Source organism: Alcanivorax sp. DSM 26293, from assembly GCF_900107995.1.
Lineage (GTDB): Bacteria > Pseudomonadota > Gammaproteobacteria > Pseudomonadales > Alcanivoracaceae > Alcanivorax.
Genome location: NZ_FNUM01000002.1, coordinates 23,999 through 39,817, shown reverse-complemented (window position 1 = coordinate 39,817; position 15,819 = coordinate 23,999). Strand labels below are relative to the sequence as shown.

The window sequence follows — 15,819 nt, the reverse complement described above, 5'->3', positions numbered from 1 at the left end:
TTCACGGGTTAGACTCAAGACAGTAAGGTCTGTAAGGCTTCACGCCATGTACATGACCTTTGAGTACGCTGGATTGTATTCAAAACAACCTGGGCCCCTGTTTGCCCGGGTTCACGGCAAAGGAGATCACCATGCTTAGCCTGTTGGCTATTGTAGTGTTAATTGCCACGCTGATGACCCTGTTCTACCAGCGAATCAGTCGCGGCATAGGCAGCACTGTCTTTGTAGTAGTCTGGCTGTTGAGCGCTTTCCTGGCCCCCTGGCTGGTTCACCCGATTTCCCTGATTCTGCTGGCGGCCGGTGTCGCTCTGCTCAATCATGTGGATCTGCGGCAAAAATTCATTACCAAGCCGGTCTACAACGCGCTGGGAAAAGTTATGCCGGCCATTGGCGACACCGAGCGTGAAGCCATTGAAGCGGGCACCACCTGGTTCGAGACCGACCTGTTCTCCGGCCGACCGGATTGGGAAAAATTTGCCCATATCCAGTTTTCTACCCTCACTGACGAAGAGCAGGCGTTTCTGGACAACGAGGTCCAGGAACTGTGCGACATGCTGGATGAGTGGAAAATTTTCCACGAGTTGAAGGATCTGCCCGAAGAAGTCTGGGATTTCCTCAAGCACAAAGGCTTTTTCAGTCTGATCATCCCCAAGGAATACGGTGGTAAAGCGTTCTCTCCCTATGCGCAAAGCCGCATCATGAGCAAGATCGCCACCCGCTCCCTGACCGCTGCAGTCACCGCCATGGTCCCCAATTCCCTGGGACCCGGTGAATTGCTGGCCGAATACGGCACCCAGGAACAGAAGGACCGCTGGCTGCCGGGCCTGGCCAAGGGTGACGAGATCCCCTGCTTCGGCCTGACCGGTCCGGAAGCGGGCTCTGACGCCGGCGCCATTCCGGACACCGGGGTGATCTGTAAAGGCGAGATTGACGGCAAGGAAGTGCTGGGCATGCGCCTGAATTTTGCCAAGCGCTGGATCACTCTGGCCCCGGTGGCCACCGTGGTGGGTCTGGCCTTCAAGCTCTACGACCCGGAAAAACTGCTCGGCGACAAGGAAGAGCTGGGTATTACCTGTGCGCTGATTCCTGCCGACACTCCCGGAGTGGAAATCGGCCGCCGCCATTACCCGGGCTCCCCGTTCATGAACGGCCCCATTAACGGCAAGGACGTGTTCGTTCCGCTGGATGTGATCATTGGCGGGCCGGAGATGGCCGGCCGCGGTTGGCGCATGCTGATCGAATGTCTGGGCGCCGGTCGCGGTGTCTCCCTGCCTGCCCTGGCCACCGCCAGCGGCGAAATCGGCTACCGGATGACCGGTGCCTTCGGCCGGATTCGTCGCCAGTTCAATACCGCTGTGGGGCAATTTGAAGGGGTACAGGAAGCGTCCGCGGAAGTGGCCGCCATCGGCTACACCCTGGAAGCCTACCGCCACCTGGTCACCCGTTCGCTGGAAGACGGTGCACCGTCGGTGGTCACCGCCATGGCCAAATACCATGCCACGGAAATGATGCGTGAGCTGATCAACCACGGCATGGACATCGCCGGCGGTCGCGGTATCCAGTTGGGGCCGCGTAACTTCCTGGCCCTGCCCTACCAGTCCACACCGATCGCCATTACCGTGGAAGGGGCCAACATCCTCACCCGCTCCCTGATGATCTTTGGTCAGGGCGCCATGCGCTGCCACCCGTACCTGTACGATGAATTGCAGGCCATTCAGGCGGAAGACAAGAAACAGGGGCTGCAGGATTTCGATGCCCTGTTCTTCTCCCACGCCGGGCATACCCTGGGCAATATCAGCAGCGGCATTATCCAGGCATTGGCCGGGCCCTATCTGTCCGATGCGCCGGGCAACGCGGACGCCTTCAGCGCGCCCTGGTATCGACTGGTGAACCGCTACAGCGCGGTGCTCTCCAGCACGGCCGACATGGCACTGGCCCTGCTGGGTGGCGACCTCAAGCGCCGCGAGCTGCTCTCGGCTCGACTGGGGGATGTGCACAGCCAGCTGCTGATTGCCTGCTCCATTCTCAAGTACCACGCTACCCTGCCACGGGACGAGGCCAATGACGCCCATGCCAGCTATGCGCTGCGCCGGTCCTTCAGCAAGGCCCACGACGCTCTGGAAGCCTTCTACCGCAACTTCGGCTTCTTTGGTGTCGGCTACCTGCTGAAAGGGTTGTTCTTCCCGTTCGGTCGTCCCTGCAAGGCCCAGGCCCCCAGCGACGACCAGATCCGTACTCTGGGTGACATGATCATGGCGCCCAGCTCGGTACGCGATGCCCTGGCGGAGCCGGCCTATATCTCCCAGGACCCGGAGGATTCCATCGGTCGCGTGGAGGCAACCTTCAACAAACTGCTGGAAGTCGAGCCGGCCTATCTGGCGTTCCTGAAAGCCGATGGCAAGGGCCAACTGGAAGGCAAGACCATGCTGGAGAAGCTGCAGGATGCCGCCAGCAAGGGCATCATCGACGCCGATCAGGTAGAGGCGGTGAACGAGTACGATGCCATGCGCTACGACTGCCTGCTCACCGACGCCTTCGATATGGAGCTGAAGGACGTCAACGTGCACGCAGAGCGGCCGATGATGTGACCCACCAGGCGGAGGTGGCCGCAAAGCCCCTCCGCTTTTTCCTTTCCCCTATACTCCGAAGCCCCCCCCCGTAGGAGCTATGCTTGTCCCCCCAGGGGGATCTGCGACATGCGAACCGAGCGTAGCGAGGCGGCAGAAGTCAACATTTATCCGCCATCGTTTCTGGAGACACCTGTCGAGCTCTGAGATTCCTGATCGCCCTCGGGCGATTTCCGCGCAAGCGCGGTTCGCCATGCAAGCATAGCTCCTACAGCGGCTTCGTCGCAGCAGCCTCCTACTGGAGATTTTTGGCAAGGTCGCCAACTCGTCCACAGTTTCACAAAAAGCCACAAGGCCACGTCGACAGGGAAAGTGCTGCTTTTTCCACCAGTTATTACGCTGTCACCGGGATATCACGCAGATTTAACATTCATATCACCCTTTTGGCGCTTTTACGGCTCGCCGCTTTCGTCTAGGCTTTGCCAAAATTACGCCCCACCGGGCCAGACGTGCTCCGGAGAGCCTCCGCCTGGAGACTGTCCCGCGTCCTTTGCCCCTCGGACAACAGGTCAGGAATGACAGCAGTCGTCGAAGAAAATACCGTTCTCGAATTCAAGGGCCGCATGCTGATGATGACGGTCCTGCAACTGAAAAATCTGGATGCCAACCTGTTGCACCAGGAAGTCAGCCAACGGCTGGAAGATGCCGCCCAGTGGCTGCAGGAAGCCCCGGTTGTCATTGACGTGAGCAAGGACCTGGAGGTGGAGCCGGTGGCCCTGATGGCCGCAGTGGACACCCTGCGCAGCCTGGGCGTGAATCTGGTGGCCCTGGCCCGCACCACCGGCATCGATAGCGATACCGCCGCCATGTTGGGCCTGGGTACCCTGAGCCTGTCTGGCGGCCGCGATGTGCCGCGCCGCAGTGAGCCGGCCCCGCAGGTGGAAGAAGAGAAAGTCCCCACCGCCACCCAGCGCATCGAGACACTGGTGGTGGATCAGCCGGTCCGTTCCGGGCAGCAGGTCTACAGCCGTGGCGATCTGATCGTGCTGGCGCCCGTGAGCACCGGTGCCGAGTTGATGGCGGAAGGCAATATCCATGTCTACAGCAAACTGCGTGGCCGCGCCCTGGCAGGCGTCCGCGGCGACGGCAGTGCCCGTATTTTCTGCCAGCAACTGAATGCCGAGCTGGTGTCCATTGCCGGCCATTACCGGGTAGCCGAAGATCTGCCCGAGGCGCACCGAAACCGGGCGGTGTATCTGTCCCTGGACGGTGACGCCATGCAATTTACCGCGCTGAGCTAGAGTAGCTGGCGCCACGGAAAGACGAAGGTAAGGAGAAGAGCGTGACGAAGATTGTGGTCGTGACATCCGGCAAGGGTGGCGTCGGCAAAACCACCACCAGTGCAGCGCTGGCCACAGGCCTTGCCCTGCGCGGTTTCAAAACCACCGTGATTGATTTTGATGTGGGCCTGCGCAATCTGGACCTGATCATGGGCTGTGAGCGCCGAGTGGTCTATGACCTGGTCAATGTGATCAGTGGCGATGCAAACATCAAGCAAGCGCTGATCAAGGACAAGAAGGTGGACAATCTGTTCATCCTTCCCGCATCCCAGACCCGCGACAAGGACGCCCTGACCACCGAAGGTGTGGAAGGCGTACTCAACGCCCTGCGCGATGACATGAAGATGGACTACATCATCTGCGACAGCCCGGCCGGTATCGAGAAAGGTGCCCTGATGGCCGCGTATTTCGCGGACGAGGCGGTCGTCGTGACCAACCCGGAAGTCTCCAGTGTGCGGGACTCCGATCGCATCATCGGTATTCTGGCCAGCAAGACACGCCGTGCCGAACAGGGTGAAGGGGATATCCCGGCTCGCCTGCTGCTGACCCGCTACTCACCGGAACGGGTGGAGAACGGCCAGATGCTGTCCGTAGAGGATGTGCAGGAAATTCTCGCCATTGAACTGCTCGGCGTGATTCCTGAATCCCAGGCGGTGCTGAACGCCAGTAACGCCGGTAGCCCGGTGATTCTGGATATCGATTCCGATGCCGGTCAGGCTTACAGCGATGCGGTTGCCCGCTTCCTCGGCGACCAACTGCCCCATCGGTTCGTCAATGTGAACAAGAAAGGTCTGTTCGGCCGTCTGTTTGGAGGCTAAGGGATGAGCATCTTCAGTTACCTGCTTCCCAAGAAGCAGAGCTCCGCATCGGTGGCCAAGGAACGCCTGCAGATTATTGTGGCCCGGGAACGTTCCACCCGCGGTGGACCGGATTACTTGCCGCAACTGCAGGAAGAATTGCTGCAGGTGGTTCGCAAGTATGTTCCTGTGGATCAGGATGCGGTCAATATTCAGCTCGACCGGGAATCCGGCTGCGAAATTCTCGAGTTGAACATCACCCTGCCCGAAGAAGCCGCCCAGCAATCCTGAGTCGGCTTCAGGAGCCGCCGCAAGGCGGCTCTTTTGTTTCAAATCCCCGAACGCCCTGTTGTAGGAGTTCCTCTTGAGGGACGAATCCGCGCCTTGGCGAAGAAACAGTCGATGCGGGCGTCACCTGATCACTCTAGAGAGCCGGTTGCTCTGCTGCTGCGGACCGAAGCCCGGGTAGACTCTGCGCCTGATTTCCACGCTGACGCGTGGTTCGTCCCCCAAGCGGAACTCCTACAGCGGCTTCGTGATAAAGGTGCGGCCACGAGCTACGGCAGGCCTCCTATTCCGGCAGCACCTGCCATTCCGGTTCGTCGAATTCCCCGATTACCGTGACCTCACAGACCTTGGCGTGCTTCGCCAGGATCGCTTTCACCTTTTCACTGCGGCTGTCGTCCTTGGCATCCCGGTGGGCCTTGCTGTCCCAATGGGCGATGGCCAGAACCGTATCGGGGTGACCGATCTTGCGATGCAGGTAGGTACCACGGGCCCCGGGGGTTTGCTGAATGATTTCACTGGCTTCCACCCAACCCTGGGCATATTCCTCCACGGTAAAGCCCGGTTTCACGCGCACTTCGAAAACAAATTTCATGGCTGTTCTCCCTGTCGGTAAAACTGCGCCAACAGCCGGTAGAGATCCGGCCAGTCCCGAAGCAACGACGCCGGTGTCTCGAAAAAGGCTTCGCTGCAAACGGCAAAAAACTCCCCCGGCCCGGTCAATGCATAGGGATCGATGGACAGGGGCCGGTGCTGCTCATAATCATCAAACAGGCGATCCCAGGCTGCCGTGAAGGTCTCGTGCCACTGCCGCGGATTCATCCCCGGATGCAGTGGCGGTGCACCATTGGCCCCGTTGCGACGCATATCCAGTTTGTGACTCATCTCGTGAATCACCACATTACTGCCCTGCCCGGCTTCCAGCACCGATTGCCAGGACAGGATCACCGGGCCCTGGTGCCAGGCCTCACCGGCCAGCACCGGGCCACTGGCGTGCACCACACCGTCCTCACTCTGCCAGGGCCGGTTGGGGATAAAGTCCCCTTCATAAAGAATGACCGTGTACCAGCCGTCGTACCAGTCCAGGCCCAATTCCAGAATCGGTACGCAAGCCATGGTGGCAATGCGCAGACACATGGCGTCGGTAATCACGAAACCGGAACCTGGAGCGATACTCTTGCGCGCCAGAAAGCGAAAGCTCAGATCCCGCAGCCGGGCCCGCGCCTCTCCCTGGTAGCGCTGCAACACCGGCCAGTCGGCCACCGCCGCTTCCCATTCCGCCTCGGTGTATCCCATTTTTTTGACCCGGCGCTTGTCGCGCCAGTTTCGCCAGGCTGCAAACATTGTTACCTCAACCCATAAAGCCACACCCTGTCCGGGTGCTACGATATATCACCACCGTTCCCGGACTTGGCAGTCTCCAAGTCGCGAGTCACGAGTCGAAAGGCACGAAAAGATCAGAGCCCGCATTGTTATATGCCTTTCGCTCCTTTCAACTCGTGACTCGTAACTCGCTAATCCGTGTCCACTTTGACCTGATCCATGTCGCCTGAACAGTCGTTACCCGGCTCCGGGCCTGTGCTACCATCGCCAGCTCTTTTTCCATGCGAATCCTGTTCAGTGCCTGTTAGCCAAGCCCACAAAGCCGATCTGCTACTGCTGCTGGTCACCCTGCTCGCCGCCATCAGCTGGATGTTCTCGCGAGAAGCGGTACTGGCCATGCCGCCACTGCTGTTCATGTCGCTGCGTTTCCTGCTGGCGGCAAGCCTGCTGGCCATGATCGCCTATCCGCAATTGCGCCGTCTCAACGGGCGGCAATTGTTTCGCTGTGCCCGGGTAGGTGTGGTTTTTGGCGTTGCCATGAGCTGCTGGGTCATGGGGCTGGCCATGGCCGAACATGTGGGCGAAGGGGCCTTTCTCACCAGTCTTGGTGTGGTGCTGGTACCGGTGATCGCGCGGCTGGTGTTTGCCGAGCCGGTGCCAGGCAGCACCTGGCTGGCGCTGCCGGTAGCCGCCGCCGGACTGGCCCTGTTGTCACTGGAAAAGGGCCTTCATCTTGAAGCCGGGCAGTTATTCTTTGTGGCGGCGGCGACCATTTTCGCCCTCTATTTCAACCTCAATACCCGGGCCGCCAACACCATTTCCACCCTTGATCGGAGTGGCAACCCCATCGAACATCCTCGCATTCCCGCCCTGGCGCTGACCACGGTGGTACTGGCGGTGGTCGGTGTGCTGACGGGTATGCTGTCCGCCATTATCGAGCCCTGGGGCGAGGCCGCCGCGGACGCCACCCTCGAACTGGCGATCTGGGTCATCCTCAGCGCCACCGTCGGCACCGCCCTGCGCTTTCTCGTTCAAACCTATGCACAGAGCCTGTCACTGCAAAGCCACGGCGTTGTGATCATGGTACTCGAACCCATGTGGACGGCCCTAATGGCTGCCGCCTGGTTTACCGAGCAGATGACACTGTGGCAGGTGGCTGGCTGCGCGCTGATTTTCCTGTCACTGCTGGTCAATCGCTGGCGAGCGGTAAGAAGCCTGTTGAAACAGGTTCTGTCACGTGTTTCCACACAGGATTGATACTTTCCTCACCCCCAACGAAAAGGATGTCTTATGGGACCGGATCTTCTCACCCTGATTCCCGCCCTTGCTCCCGGCACCCTGGTAGCAATCACTGCCTTTGTGCTCGCCGGCATATTCATGGAGCGTGCCCGCACGGCCGCCATACTGGTCCTGATCGCCGGTCTCCTCACATTGCTGCAGAACGGCTGGATCATCTTTAACCAGATCGTCTTGATGGAATGGATGTTTGATGACGTGATCAGTGCGGACACCTACTCCATCATCGCCACCGCCGCCTACAACCTGTTCTATCTGGCCATCAGCGCCCTGCTGCTGTTTGCGGCCTTTGCGGGTCGCCAGTCACCCAAGGCTCCCGCCTCCGCGCCCCCTCAGGTCGAATTTCGTCCCAAAGGGTATTTTCCAGTCCATCGAGGCGGGCTGGTACTGACCTTCGGTCTGCTGGGTATCCTGTTGTTTGCGCCGCTGGGGATCGTCGCCTGGATACTGGGCAGCAAGGACCTGAACAGCATGGCCAGAGGTGACATGGATCCGGCCGGGGAAGGCATGACCCGCGCCGGCAAGGTGCTGGGCATCATTGCCACCGTTCTTATGGGCGTGGGCTTGCTGGTAGCCACCGTGGTAATCGGCCTTGTTATCGCCAATATCAGGGCTTTCTGAGTGCCACAGGCGGGGCTTTGCCCTGCCTGCCCCGCCGCTACGGCAACAGGGTCCCCGAGGGGAATGCCACACCGGAATGCATAAATTTGTGTACCGCCCTGTGACCCAGTTCCTTCTCTCCGCCCACAGTTGGCGCACCATTTGCCAGGCAGGTTCTCGCTGAGCTCCTGCCGGTGCAATACGCCCCAGTGGCATTGCCTGAAGCCCGGATAACCAATAACAAAACGATGGGACAATGAGAGCAATCACCCTGGCCATTTGCTGCCTTCTAGGCGCATTGCTGACCCCTGCCCTGCAGGCAGCCCCCGCGGACTGCCAGGCAGAAGGGGCGTTCACTGTGCATCTGTCCTCCCTGGACCAGCAATTGCTGACCATACTGGGCGCAGGCGCCAACAACGGCGACACCCCCGATCTGATCCGCTATAACGAGCGGACCGACAGTATCAACAAACCCATTCTTGGCAACTACGCCCGTCTGCGCCTGGCAGCCATGGCCCTGCGCGATGGCGATACCGAGTTTGCCCGCCAACAACTCAGTCAGGTAGAACAGCGCAGCCCGGCAGCGGTGGATGCCGCCCTGCTACTGGCCGAGAGCTATCGACTGGACGGGGACCGGCAACGGGCCAGGGACTGGTTTGTGCGGATTGCCGCGCGCTTTCCGGGCAATCCACGGGCAATTTCCGGTCTGGTTCTAGCCGGCGATGATTGGCGCAATCAGGGGGCCATGGAGCAGGCCCTGCCGGTCTACAACCTGGCTCTGAACAAGGTGGCGGAAAACATGAAAGCCCTGCAAACCCTGGCCGATGACCCGGACCGTCTCTATCGGTCGCTCACCAACAGTGTTGCCGGTAACAGCACCACGGTCATGGACCAGCTGGTACTGGCCATGGTCCGCGACCATGACAGCGGGGTACTGGATGCCACCCGTAAATTGATCAACGCCAACAACGTGCGCAAGTGCCTTCGGCAACAGGAGAAATCCCTGCATAACGCCATTCACCATGCCACCGCCCGGGACCTTTCCAACAGCGCCTTTCGCACCTCAGCCAAGATGGAAAAGCGCGCCACCCGCCAGGAAATTGCCGACCTGGAACGGGTTCTGCACAACGCCCCGGATGCGCAGGATCTCCAGGCCCGTTTGAACGATGCCCGCGACCGTCTGCAGCGTATCAATGCACGATTGGACAAACTGGGAAGCACCGCCCTGCCTGCGGAACTGGAAAAACGAAAGCGGGAGATGCAGGAAAACCAGCAGCGGGTTGAACAAGAGATGGAGGCGGCCCGGCGACAGGTTCGCCAGGCCCTGCAGGCTCAGCTCCCCGAACTACAACGGTTTTACCGTAACCTGGCCGGGGAAGCGCAGCTGGGCAAGGCCCAACTGCTGCAAGCCAGAGGTTGATCGATTAGCTTTTGTGGCTTTTCAAAAGGCTGTCGACCTTATCAATGTACTTTTGTTTGGCGTCATCCGCGGACATGCCCTTGAGCTTTGCCCAGGCGTCGTACTTGGCACGGCCCACCATGTCCATCATCCCCGGGCGCTTGCCACTGACATCACCGGCACTGCCCTGCTTGAAGTGGGCATAGAGGAACAGCAGATCATCATTGCCGGGTTTGCGGTCCAGGGTTTTCACATCTTTTTGGGCTTGTTCAAAACGTGCGGTATCGGTCATGATGCTTCCTGTTGATTGTGATCATTATTGAATATCGCGAGCGCCATTTGTTCGCGATCAGGCTGACAAAATACTGCGCTGTCACAGCTCGCGAATCAAGGAGACTCTGGATACCACCGCAGTCTTGAGGGAAGAAGCGCCATGCTGCGCGTGGCGACAAAGCACAACAACCACTCCCTTCAGGCCACACGGGATGTGCAAGGCATTATTCAGAGACACCGCAACGGAATAATAATCAGGTAACCCCATGCCCGCAGCATCGGAAGCAGCGATCAGCAAAAGTCAGGAGGCCGTTCTGCGCAACGCGCTGGACAGCCTGCTGGTGACATTCGATGGGGATCTGGAAGCCCGGTATCGGCAACATGCTCACAGCCGCGCCAGGGATCTGATCAGCCATTCCGTCTATCTGCTGGGTTTATTGTATCTGGTGGTGGTCGTGCCCGTGATGCTGCTGGTGGATACGGCCGAGATGGTCGCCTGGCGCAATTACGGCGTATACCCCATTGCAGTGGCGCTGGTGGCTCTGTGGTGCAGCACCCGCCTGTCCTGGCTCAAGCCGCATACCGTCCTAGTCCTTTATCTGGCACTCGGCCTTGCCCTCACCGGCACCCTGCTGGGCGCCATCCGTTTCGACGGACTCTTCCCGGGACAGATTTCCGCCTTTGAGACCATCTATATCCTGATTATCGGTTTCTCCATCCTGCGCCTGCCGCCAAGACAGACGCTGACCAGTTGCCTGTGCGCACTCGCCGCGGCGCTACTTGTCGCCCTGTTACGACAACTGCCCCTGCCGCTTCTTTCCATGCTGCTTTATTTCGCCATTCCGTTGCTGATCTGCACGCTCAATGGCTACATTCTGGATATCAGTGCCCGCCGCAATTTCGCCAACAACCTGCTACTGGAAAGTGAGTCCGCCCAGCTGGCCCGCTGGCGCGAACAGGCCGAAAGGGACACCTTGCGCCAACAGCAGCTCAATCTCTTTCTCGAACGTATCGCCGGCAACCTGACCCCCGCGCAACTGCTGGAACGGGTGCTCAGCTACCTCATTGAACAAATCGACGCAAAAGCCGGGGCCGCGTACACGCTGGAAAATCAGGAGCTGGTTCGCCTGGCGGCCTGGGGCCTTAATGCCGATGCAGAAGCGCGCCGCCGACTTCCCCGGGATGAAACACTGCTGGGGGCGGCCCTCAATCAGAAGCTGCTGATACAGCAACACAGCGTGCCGGAAGGATATCTGGATCTGGAAGTGGGAGAAGGCAAGCGTCAACCTGCCACTCTGCTGATGTGGCCGATTCACCAGGGCGACGTCGCTCTGGGTATTGTAGAGGTAGCCGGGGCCCGACCCTTCTCTGCCCCCGAGGAAGCGCTGCTCAACGAGCTACACCGGCCTCTGGCCTTTGCACTGCAATCCGCCCAACGCCGCCAGCATTTCCTCGACCGCATGGGGGAGCGGGACCGCACTGCTCAGGCTTGAGGGCCCTGCCCATGGTTGCGTAACGGCCCGGAAAGCCGGTCCGGGCGACGCGGCACGATGTCAGCCAACGCCTGAACAATCCGGGCCATATCTTGCTCCAGATCACCGGTGGGCATAAAGCTGCCGACAATACGGACCTGACGCCGCTGATAACAGAAACCAATCACGACGATGGGGATCTGCATCTGCTCGGCAATCCGGTAAAACCCGGTTTTCCAGCGCTCGGCGCCCTCCCGCGTTCCCTCTGGCGCAAGACCCAGCCAGAAAGGCTTCTCGCGCATCACGGCCGTCGTTTGGTCCACCACATCGTCCGCACTGTCACGATTCACCGGTATGCCACCCAGCCAGACCATCAAGCGGCCCAGCCGCCCCTCGAAAAGGGTGTGTTTGGCCATGAACTTCACATGGACACGCAGGCTCTGTATCGCACTGATACCGATCACACCATCCATGTTGGAGGTATGCGGCGCCACCGCCAGGACCGCGCGCTCCACATTGGGCAGCGTGCCGACAATCCGCCATCCCATGGCAGCAAGGATCACCCGGCCCAGACCGGCCAACAGCCAATGCCCACGGCGTGGCACCTTATCTCCCAGGGTTTTCGCCTTGATCGGCGGCAGTTCTTTTTTCATGCAAATACCGTAAATGTCTGACGGCTCAATGCCACCGCCTTGCCTTCCCCGTCCCAGATCGTTGCCTGGCTCTGGCCATAGCCATCGCTGCTCTGATCCGTCTTAACCCGATACTGCCACAGGGTATCCGCAGGGCGCGACCCGGGATCATCCAGCAACTCCATGGTCCAGGTCAGAGAACTGGCCGGCGCCGGTTTCTTCAACATGGGCAATACCGAGGGCGGCCAGGTATCAACCAGCGCGATCAGGGCCGCCGTGCTCATGGCCTGCGGCGGCGTTCGAAAGCCCATGTAACCACTGAAATCCGGCACCGCACTTCCGCTGAAGGGAGGCATGCCGTCCGCATAGCGCATCTGGAAGTGCTGCAGAAAATCCGGTGTCAGACCCGGCATGAAAGGGAGCTCTATACAGCGTTCCGGTGGCGGCATGGCCGGCGCGGCGGCCGGGGGCACAATCACCCCGGATTCCCTGGCAGCCCCCAGGCTGACCAGCATGGCGGCCACGACCTCACCCTCCTGGCGCGCCGACACCATGGCCTGCATCACGGATTTTCCTTCCCGGAACACCTGGCTGTGCAGGCTGATCGGGCCCGGCGCCATCGGGGCAACAAAGGACAGGGAAAAACTGCGCAAGGTCCTGCCCGCGGCCACGGTTTTTTCCAGATGATCAAACAACACGGCCCCCACCAGACCGCCGAACAGGGCACGCCCCTGCCCCCACCCTTCTGGCATCATGCCGTTGCCCTGGCCGTCCACCGTGGCCAGGATCTCGTCAAAATTCATGTCCGTCTCCCGTCAGCGAATGCCTTTAATACCATTGCGTCCCGGCCGGTTAAAGCCATTATCCCGTCATCGCCCAAGCCAGCCGCGACATCCCGCTGAAATTTGTTCAAATAACCGCCAAAAGCGGCGATTTGACCATGCGTCACTGGCCCCTTCCCGGTAGCATAGGCGCCAATTTTTCAGTTTCCCCGGTACGGAGACATCAGCATGACCTGGTTGAAATCACGACGCCTGCACTACCTGCTGGCCATGACGGCATTGTTTTTCAGCCTGATGGTCATTCTGCGGGCGGTTTTCTATTTCGGCTTTTCAGAAATTCCCTCCACCCCGGATGCGGATTCAGGCGCCGTGCTCAGCGCCCTGGGGATCGGGTTGCGCTTCGACCTGCGTCTGGCCCTGTTGATGATGTTGCCGCTTGCCGCGCTGGCCTATCTGCCCCGCTTCAACCTGCTCACCAGCGCAGTGATGCGGGTCCTTGCGCATGCCTACCTGATCGTTGCACTGACCCTGCTCGGCCTCACCTATATTCTCGACTTTGGGCATTATGCCTATCTGGGTGAACGCCTGAACGTTACCGCCCTGCGCTTCCTCCAGGACACCCGGGATTCCACCCTGATGGTCTGGGAAAGCTATCCGGTAATCTGGATTACCCTGGGCCTGATTGGCGGCGTGGCAGGCAGTTACTGGCTGGCCCGGATTGCCGAGCGCAAATTGCTGCAGCGGTCAGCCGCCGGTATCTCCGGGCTCCAGGCCACAGCCGGTTTTCTGGTCTGCTTTGCCCTGTTCTTCTTTGCCATTCTTGGCCGGGTCAGCAATATCAATATTCTTAACCCGATTCCATTGCGCTGGAGCGAAGCCTTTGTCTCCGGTGACCGTGCCATTGGCGCCCTGGGCCTGAATCCAGTCCTCTATTTTCGCGATACCCTGCTGATTCCGGTTTCCCCGTTCGACAAGGAAAAGGTCGCCGAGTATTACCCCCTCATGGCGGAGCACCTCGGCATCCCCGAAGATCAGCGCAAGGACCTGAATTTCGAGCGCATGGTGGAGGTGCAAAGCCACAAGCTCGACTATGAGCGTCCGCCCAATGTGGTCTTCATCATGCTGGAATCCCTCGGGGCGAGCCGGGTGAGCAGCTATGGATTGCCCATTGAGAGCACCCCCAACCTGGACCAACTAAGCCGCGATGGCTGGCGGTTCGAAAACTTCTACGTGCCTGTCACCGGCACCGCCAAAACCATCTGGGCCACCTTCACCGGCATCCCCGACGTGGCCCCCACTGAAAGCGCCAGTCGCAACCCCCTGACCAGCCATCAGCGTACCGTGCTGAATGAATTTCCGGACTACCGGAATTTCTATTTCATTGGCGGTAACGCCGGCTGGGCCAACCTGGACGGGCTGGTGCAACAGACCATTGATGACCTCGAGCTGCATGAGGAAGGCGACTGGCAATCTCCGGACGTGGATGTCTGGGGGATTTCCGATCTGAATCTGTTCCGCGAATCCAACCGGATTCTCGCCGACCTGCCGGATGACCAACCCTTCTTTGCCTTCATCCAGACCGCCGGCAACCACCGCCCCTTCACCATCCCGGAGAATAATGGCGACTTCCAGCCGCGCACGGACCTGTCCGATGAGGAGCTGGCCAAGTTCGGGTTTCGCAGTGCCGCCCAGTTCAATGCCGTACGGCTGCTGGATTACAACGTGGGCGAGTACATGAAATGGGCCCGGGAAAGCGATTACTTTGATAACACCATCTTCGTGTTCTTTGGTGATCACAGTAACCGCATTACCACCCTGCCCCATATGCCGGCCATGGATCAGCTGGGACTGGAAAGTAACCATGTCCCGCACATCATCTATGCCCCTCGCTACCTGAAGCCCAGGGTGATCGAGGAATCCGTGGGCCTTGTGGACGTGCTACCCACCATGGCCGGCATGCTCGGATTTCCCTACCGCAATACCACACTGGGACGGGATTTCCAGATGCCCGCCCCGGAAGGGGAACGCGCCAATTTTGTGGTGCTGCAGGAAGGCCCCAGCCCTATCTATGGCATGGTGACCAAAGATTTCCTGTTGCAAATGAATGCGGATGGCAGCAACGCCAGCCTGCATGACCTGCATAGCGACACCCCGAAACAGGATGTGGCCGCAGCGCACCCGGAGGTCTACGAGCGGCTGTTCAAGCTGGCACGGGGTCAATACGAAACAGCACGATATCTGTTCTACGATAACGTGGATAACAAGGAATAAGACACCGCAGAAAAGAAAAGGGCGTGCCTGGCACGCCCTTTTTTTATCCCCGTTTCTCTCTTACCAATTCATATCCGGCAATTGCGAAAAGGCTTCCCGCAAGCCCTGGGACCAGGCTTCGCCCAGGGCCCGGAAATCCGAATTCTGATCGGTAACATCATGATGATTGTCGGCAGAAAAACCGTCTTTTTGGTAGATCAACAGATCCAGAGGCAGCCCCACCGAGAGGTTGGAGCGAATCGTTGAGTCCAGACTGATGAGAGCACATTTGGCCGCTGCCTGCAGGGGTAACTGGTAATCCACCACACGATCCAGAATGGGTTTACCGTATTTGGTTTCACCAATCTGGAAGTAAGGGGTATCAGGCGTGCATTCGATGAAATTGCCCTCCGGATACACCAGAAACAGGCGGTGGCGTTCACCATGAATTTGCCCACCCACAATGAAACTGCTGCCAAAGTCCACATTGCCCTGGCTTTGCCCGGCATCGCGACGCACCACTTCACGACTGGTGGTCCCTATCACTGTGGCCGCCTCATACAGTGAGCGAACACCAAAAAGATTCGCCTGATCACTGTTCAGACGCATATTCAACAAGCTGATAACGCTCTGGGTGGTGGCCAGATTTCCCGCCGACAGGATGATAATCACCCGTTCATCGTCGACCACAAATTTGTGTAGCTTGCGATAGGTGGCAATCTGGTCCACCCCCGCATTGGTTCGCGAATCGGAAGCAAACACCAAGCCATCCTGCAGAGCCATGGCAACGCAATAGGTCATCT

15 protein-coding genes are annotated in these 15,819 nt (G+C 59.4%); 9 read left to right on the top strand and 6 right to left on the bottom strand.

Annotated features, from left to right (window positions below; genetic code table 11):
* The first annotated feature begins 131 nt into the window (after window positions 1-131).
* From C4S63_RS03730 to minE, 4 genes are all read left to right on the top strand, one after another.
* Entirely contained in the window at window positions 132-2,588 is a 2,457-nt protein-coding gene (locus tag C4S63_RS03730; RefSeq protein ID WP_200819502.1) for an acyl-CoA dehydrogenase, read from the top strand.
* Window positions 2,589-3,142: 554 nt separating this feature from the next.
* Window positions 3,143-3,868 (top strand): septum site-determining protein MinC, encoded by a 726-nt coding sequence (minC, locus tag C4S63_RS03725; protein WP_062817742.1) that lies wholly within the window; start codon window positions 3,143-3,145, stop codon window positions 3,866-3,868.
* 41 nt (window positions 3,869-3,909) lie between these two features.
* Window positions 3,910-4,725: a septum site-determining protein MinD gene (gene minD, locus C4S63_RS03720; protein ID WP_062817741.1), complete on the top strand. Its 816-nt coding sequence runs from the start codon at window positions 3,910-3,912 to the stop codon at window positions 4,723-4,725.
* A 3-nt stretch (window positions 4,726-4,728) separates the two neighbouring features.
* Window positions 4,729-4,995: a cell division topological specificity factor MinE gene (gene minE, locus C4S63_RS03715; protein ID WP_062817740.1), complete on the top strand. Its 267-nt coding sequence runs from the start codon at window positions 4,729-4,731 to the stop codon at window positions 4,993-4,995.
* Between the two features lie 280 nt (window positions 4,996-5,275).
* Here the strand turns inward: minE and C4S63_RS03710 are convergent, their stop codons facing one another.
* Together C4S63_RS03710 and C4S63_RS03705 are read right to left on the bottom strand one after the other, a co-directional pair.
* Window positions 5,276-5,584, bottom strand: a complete 309-nt coding sequence (locus C4S63_RS03710) for an antibiotic biosynthesis monooxygenase (RefSeq protein WP_062817739.1) — start codon at window positions 5,582-5,584, stop codon at window positions 5,276-5,278.
* Window positions 5,581-6,333, bottom strand: a complete 753-nt coding sequence (locus C4S63_RS03705; RefSeq protein WP_103916754.1) for a zinc-dependent peptidase — start codon at window positions 6,331-6,333, stop codon at window positions 5,581-5,583. The genes C4S63_RS03710 and C4S63_RS03705 overlap by 4 nt, the downstream gene beginning before the upstream one ends.
* Before the next feature lie 276 nt (window positions 6,334-6,609).
* Here C4S63_RS03705 and C4S63_RS03700 point away from each other — a divergent pair, with 276 nt between their 5' ends.
* The 3 genes from C4S63_RS03700 to C4S63_RS03690 all read left to right on the top strand — a co-directional run bounded on the left by C4S63_RS03700 (window position 6,610) and on the right by C4S63_RS03690 (window position 9,628).
* Entirely contained in the window at window positions 6,610-7,569 is a 960-nt protein-coding gene (locus C4S63_RS03700) for a DMT family transporter (protein WP_200819501.1), read from the top strand.
* Between the two features lie 33 nt (window positions 7,570-7,602).
* A complete protein-coding gene (locus C4S63_RS03695) occupies window positions 7,603-8,229 on the top strand; it encodes a hypothetical protein (protein ID WP_103916752.1) in 627 nt (208 codons plus the stop codon).
* A 235-nt stretch (window positions 8,230-8,464) separates the two neighbouring features.
* Window positions 8,465-9,628: an OmpH family outer membrane protein gene (locus C4S63_RS03690; RefSeq protein WP_200819500.1), complete on the top strand. Its 1,164-nt coding sequence runs from the start codon at window positions 8,465-8,467 to the stop codon at window positions 9,626-9,628.
* Window positions 9,629-9,632: 4 nt separating this feature from the next.
* On the opposite strand, the gene C4S63_RS03685 is transcribed toward C4S63_RS03690, so the two are convergent.
* Entirely contained in the window at window positions 9,633-9,899 is a 267-nt protein-coding gene (locus C4S63_RS03685; RefSeq protein WP_062817734.1) for an acyl-CoA-binding protein, read from the bottom strand.
* A gap of 247 nt (window positions 9,900-10,146) precedes the next feature.
* On the opposite strand from C4S63_RS03685, the gene C4S63_RS03680 reads away from it, so the two are divergent.
* A complete protein-coding gene (locus C4S63_RS03680; RefSeq protein ID WP_063508006.1) occupies window positions 10,147-11,373 on the top strand; it encodes a GAF domain-containing protein in 1,227 nt (408 codons plus the stop codon).
* Here C4S63_RS03680 and C4S63_RS03675 read toward each other — a convergent pair.
* Window positions 11,364-12,005 (bottom strand): 1-acyl-sn-glycerol-3-phosphate acyltransferase, encoded by a 642-nt coding sequence (locus C4S63_RS03675; RefSeq protein ID WP_062817732.1) that lies wholly within the window; start codon window positions 12,003-12,005, stop codon window positions 11,364-11,366. The two genes, C4S63_RS03680 and C4S63_RS03675, sit on opposite strands and share 10 nt — an antisense overlap.
* Complete coding sequence (locus C4S63_RS03670) at window positions 12,002-12,787, bottom strand: thioesterase family protein (protein ID WP_103916751.1); 786 nt, start codon at window positions 12,785-12,787, stop codon at window positions 12,002-12,004. The genes C4S63_RS03675 and C4S63_RS03670 overlap by 4 nt, the downstream gene beginning before the upstream one ends.
* Window positions 12,788-12,994: 207 nt before the next feature.
* Here C4S63_RS03670 and C4S63_RS03665 point away from each other — a divergent pair, with 207 nt between their 5' ends.
* Window positions 12,995-15,037, top strand: coding sequence for an LTA synthase family protein (locus C4S63_RS03665; RefSeq protein ID WP_103916750.1), 2,043 nt, complete (start codon window positions 12,995-12,997; stop codon window positions 15,035-15,037).
* Window positions 15,038-15,097: 60 nt separating this feature from the next.
* On the opposite strand, the gene C4S63_RS03660 is transcribed toward C4S63_RS03665, so the two are convergent.
* Window positions 15,098-15,817: a proteasome-type protease gene (locus C4S63_RS03660; RefSeq protein ID WP_103916749.1), complete on the bottom strand. Its 720-nt coding sequence runs from the start codon at window positions 15,815-15,817 to the stop codon at window positions 15,098-15,100.
* Window positions 15,818-15,819: the final 2 nt, after the last annotated feature.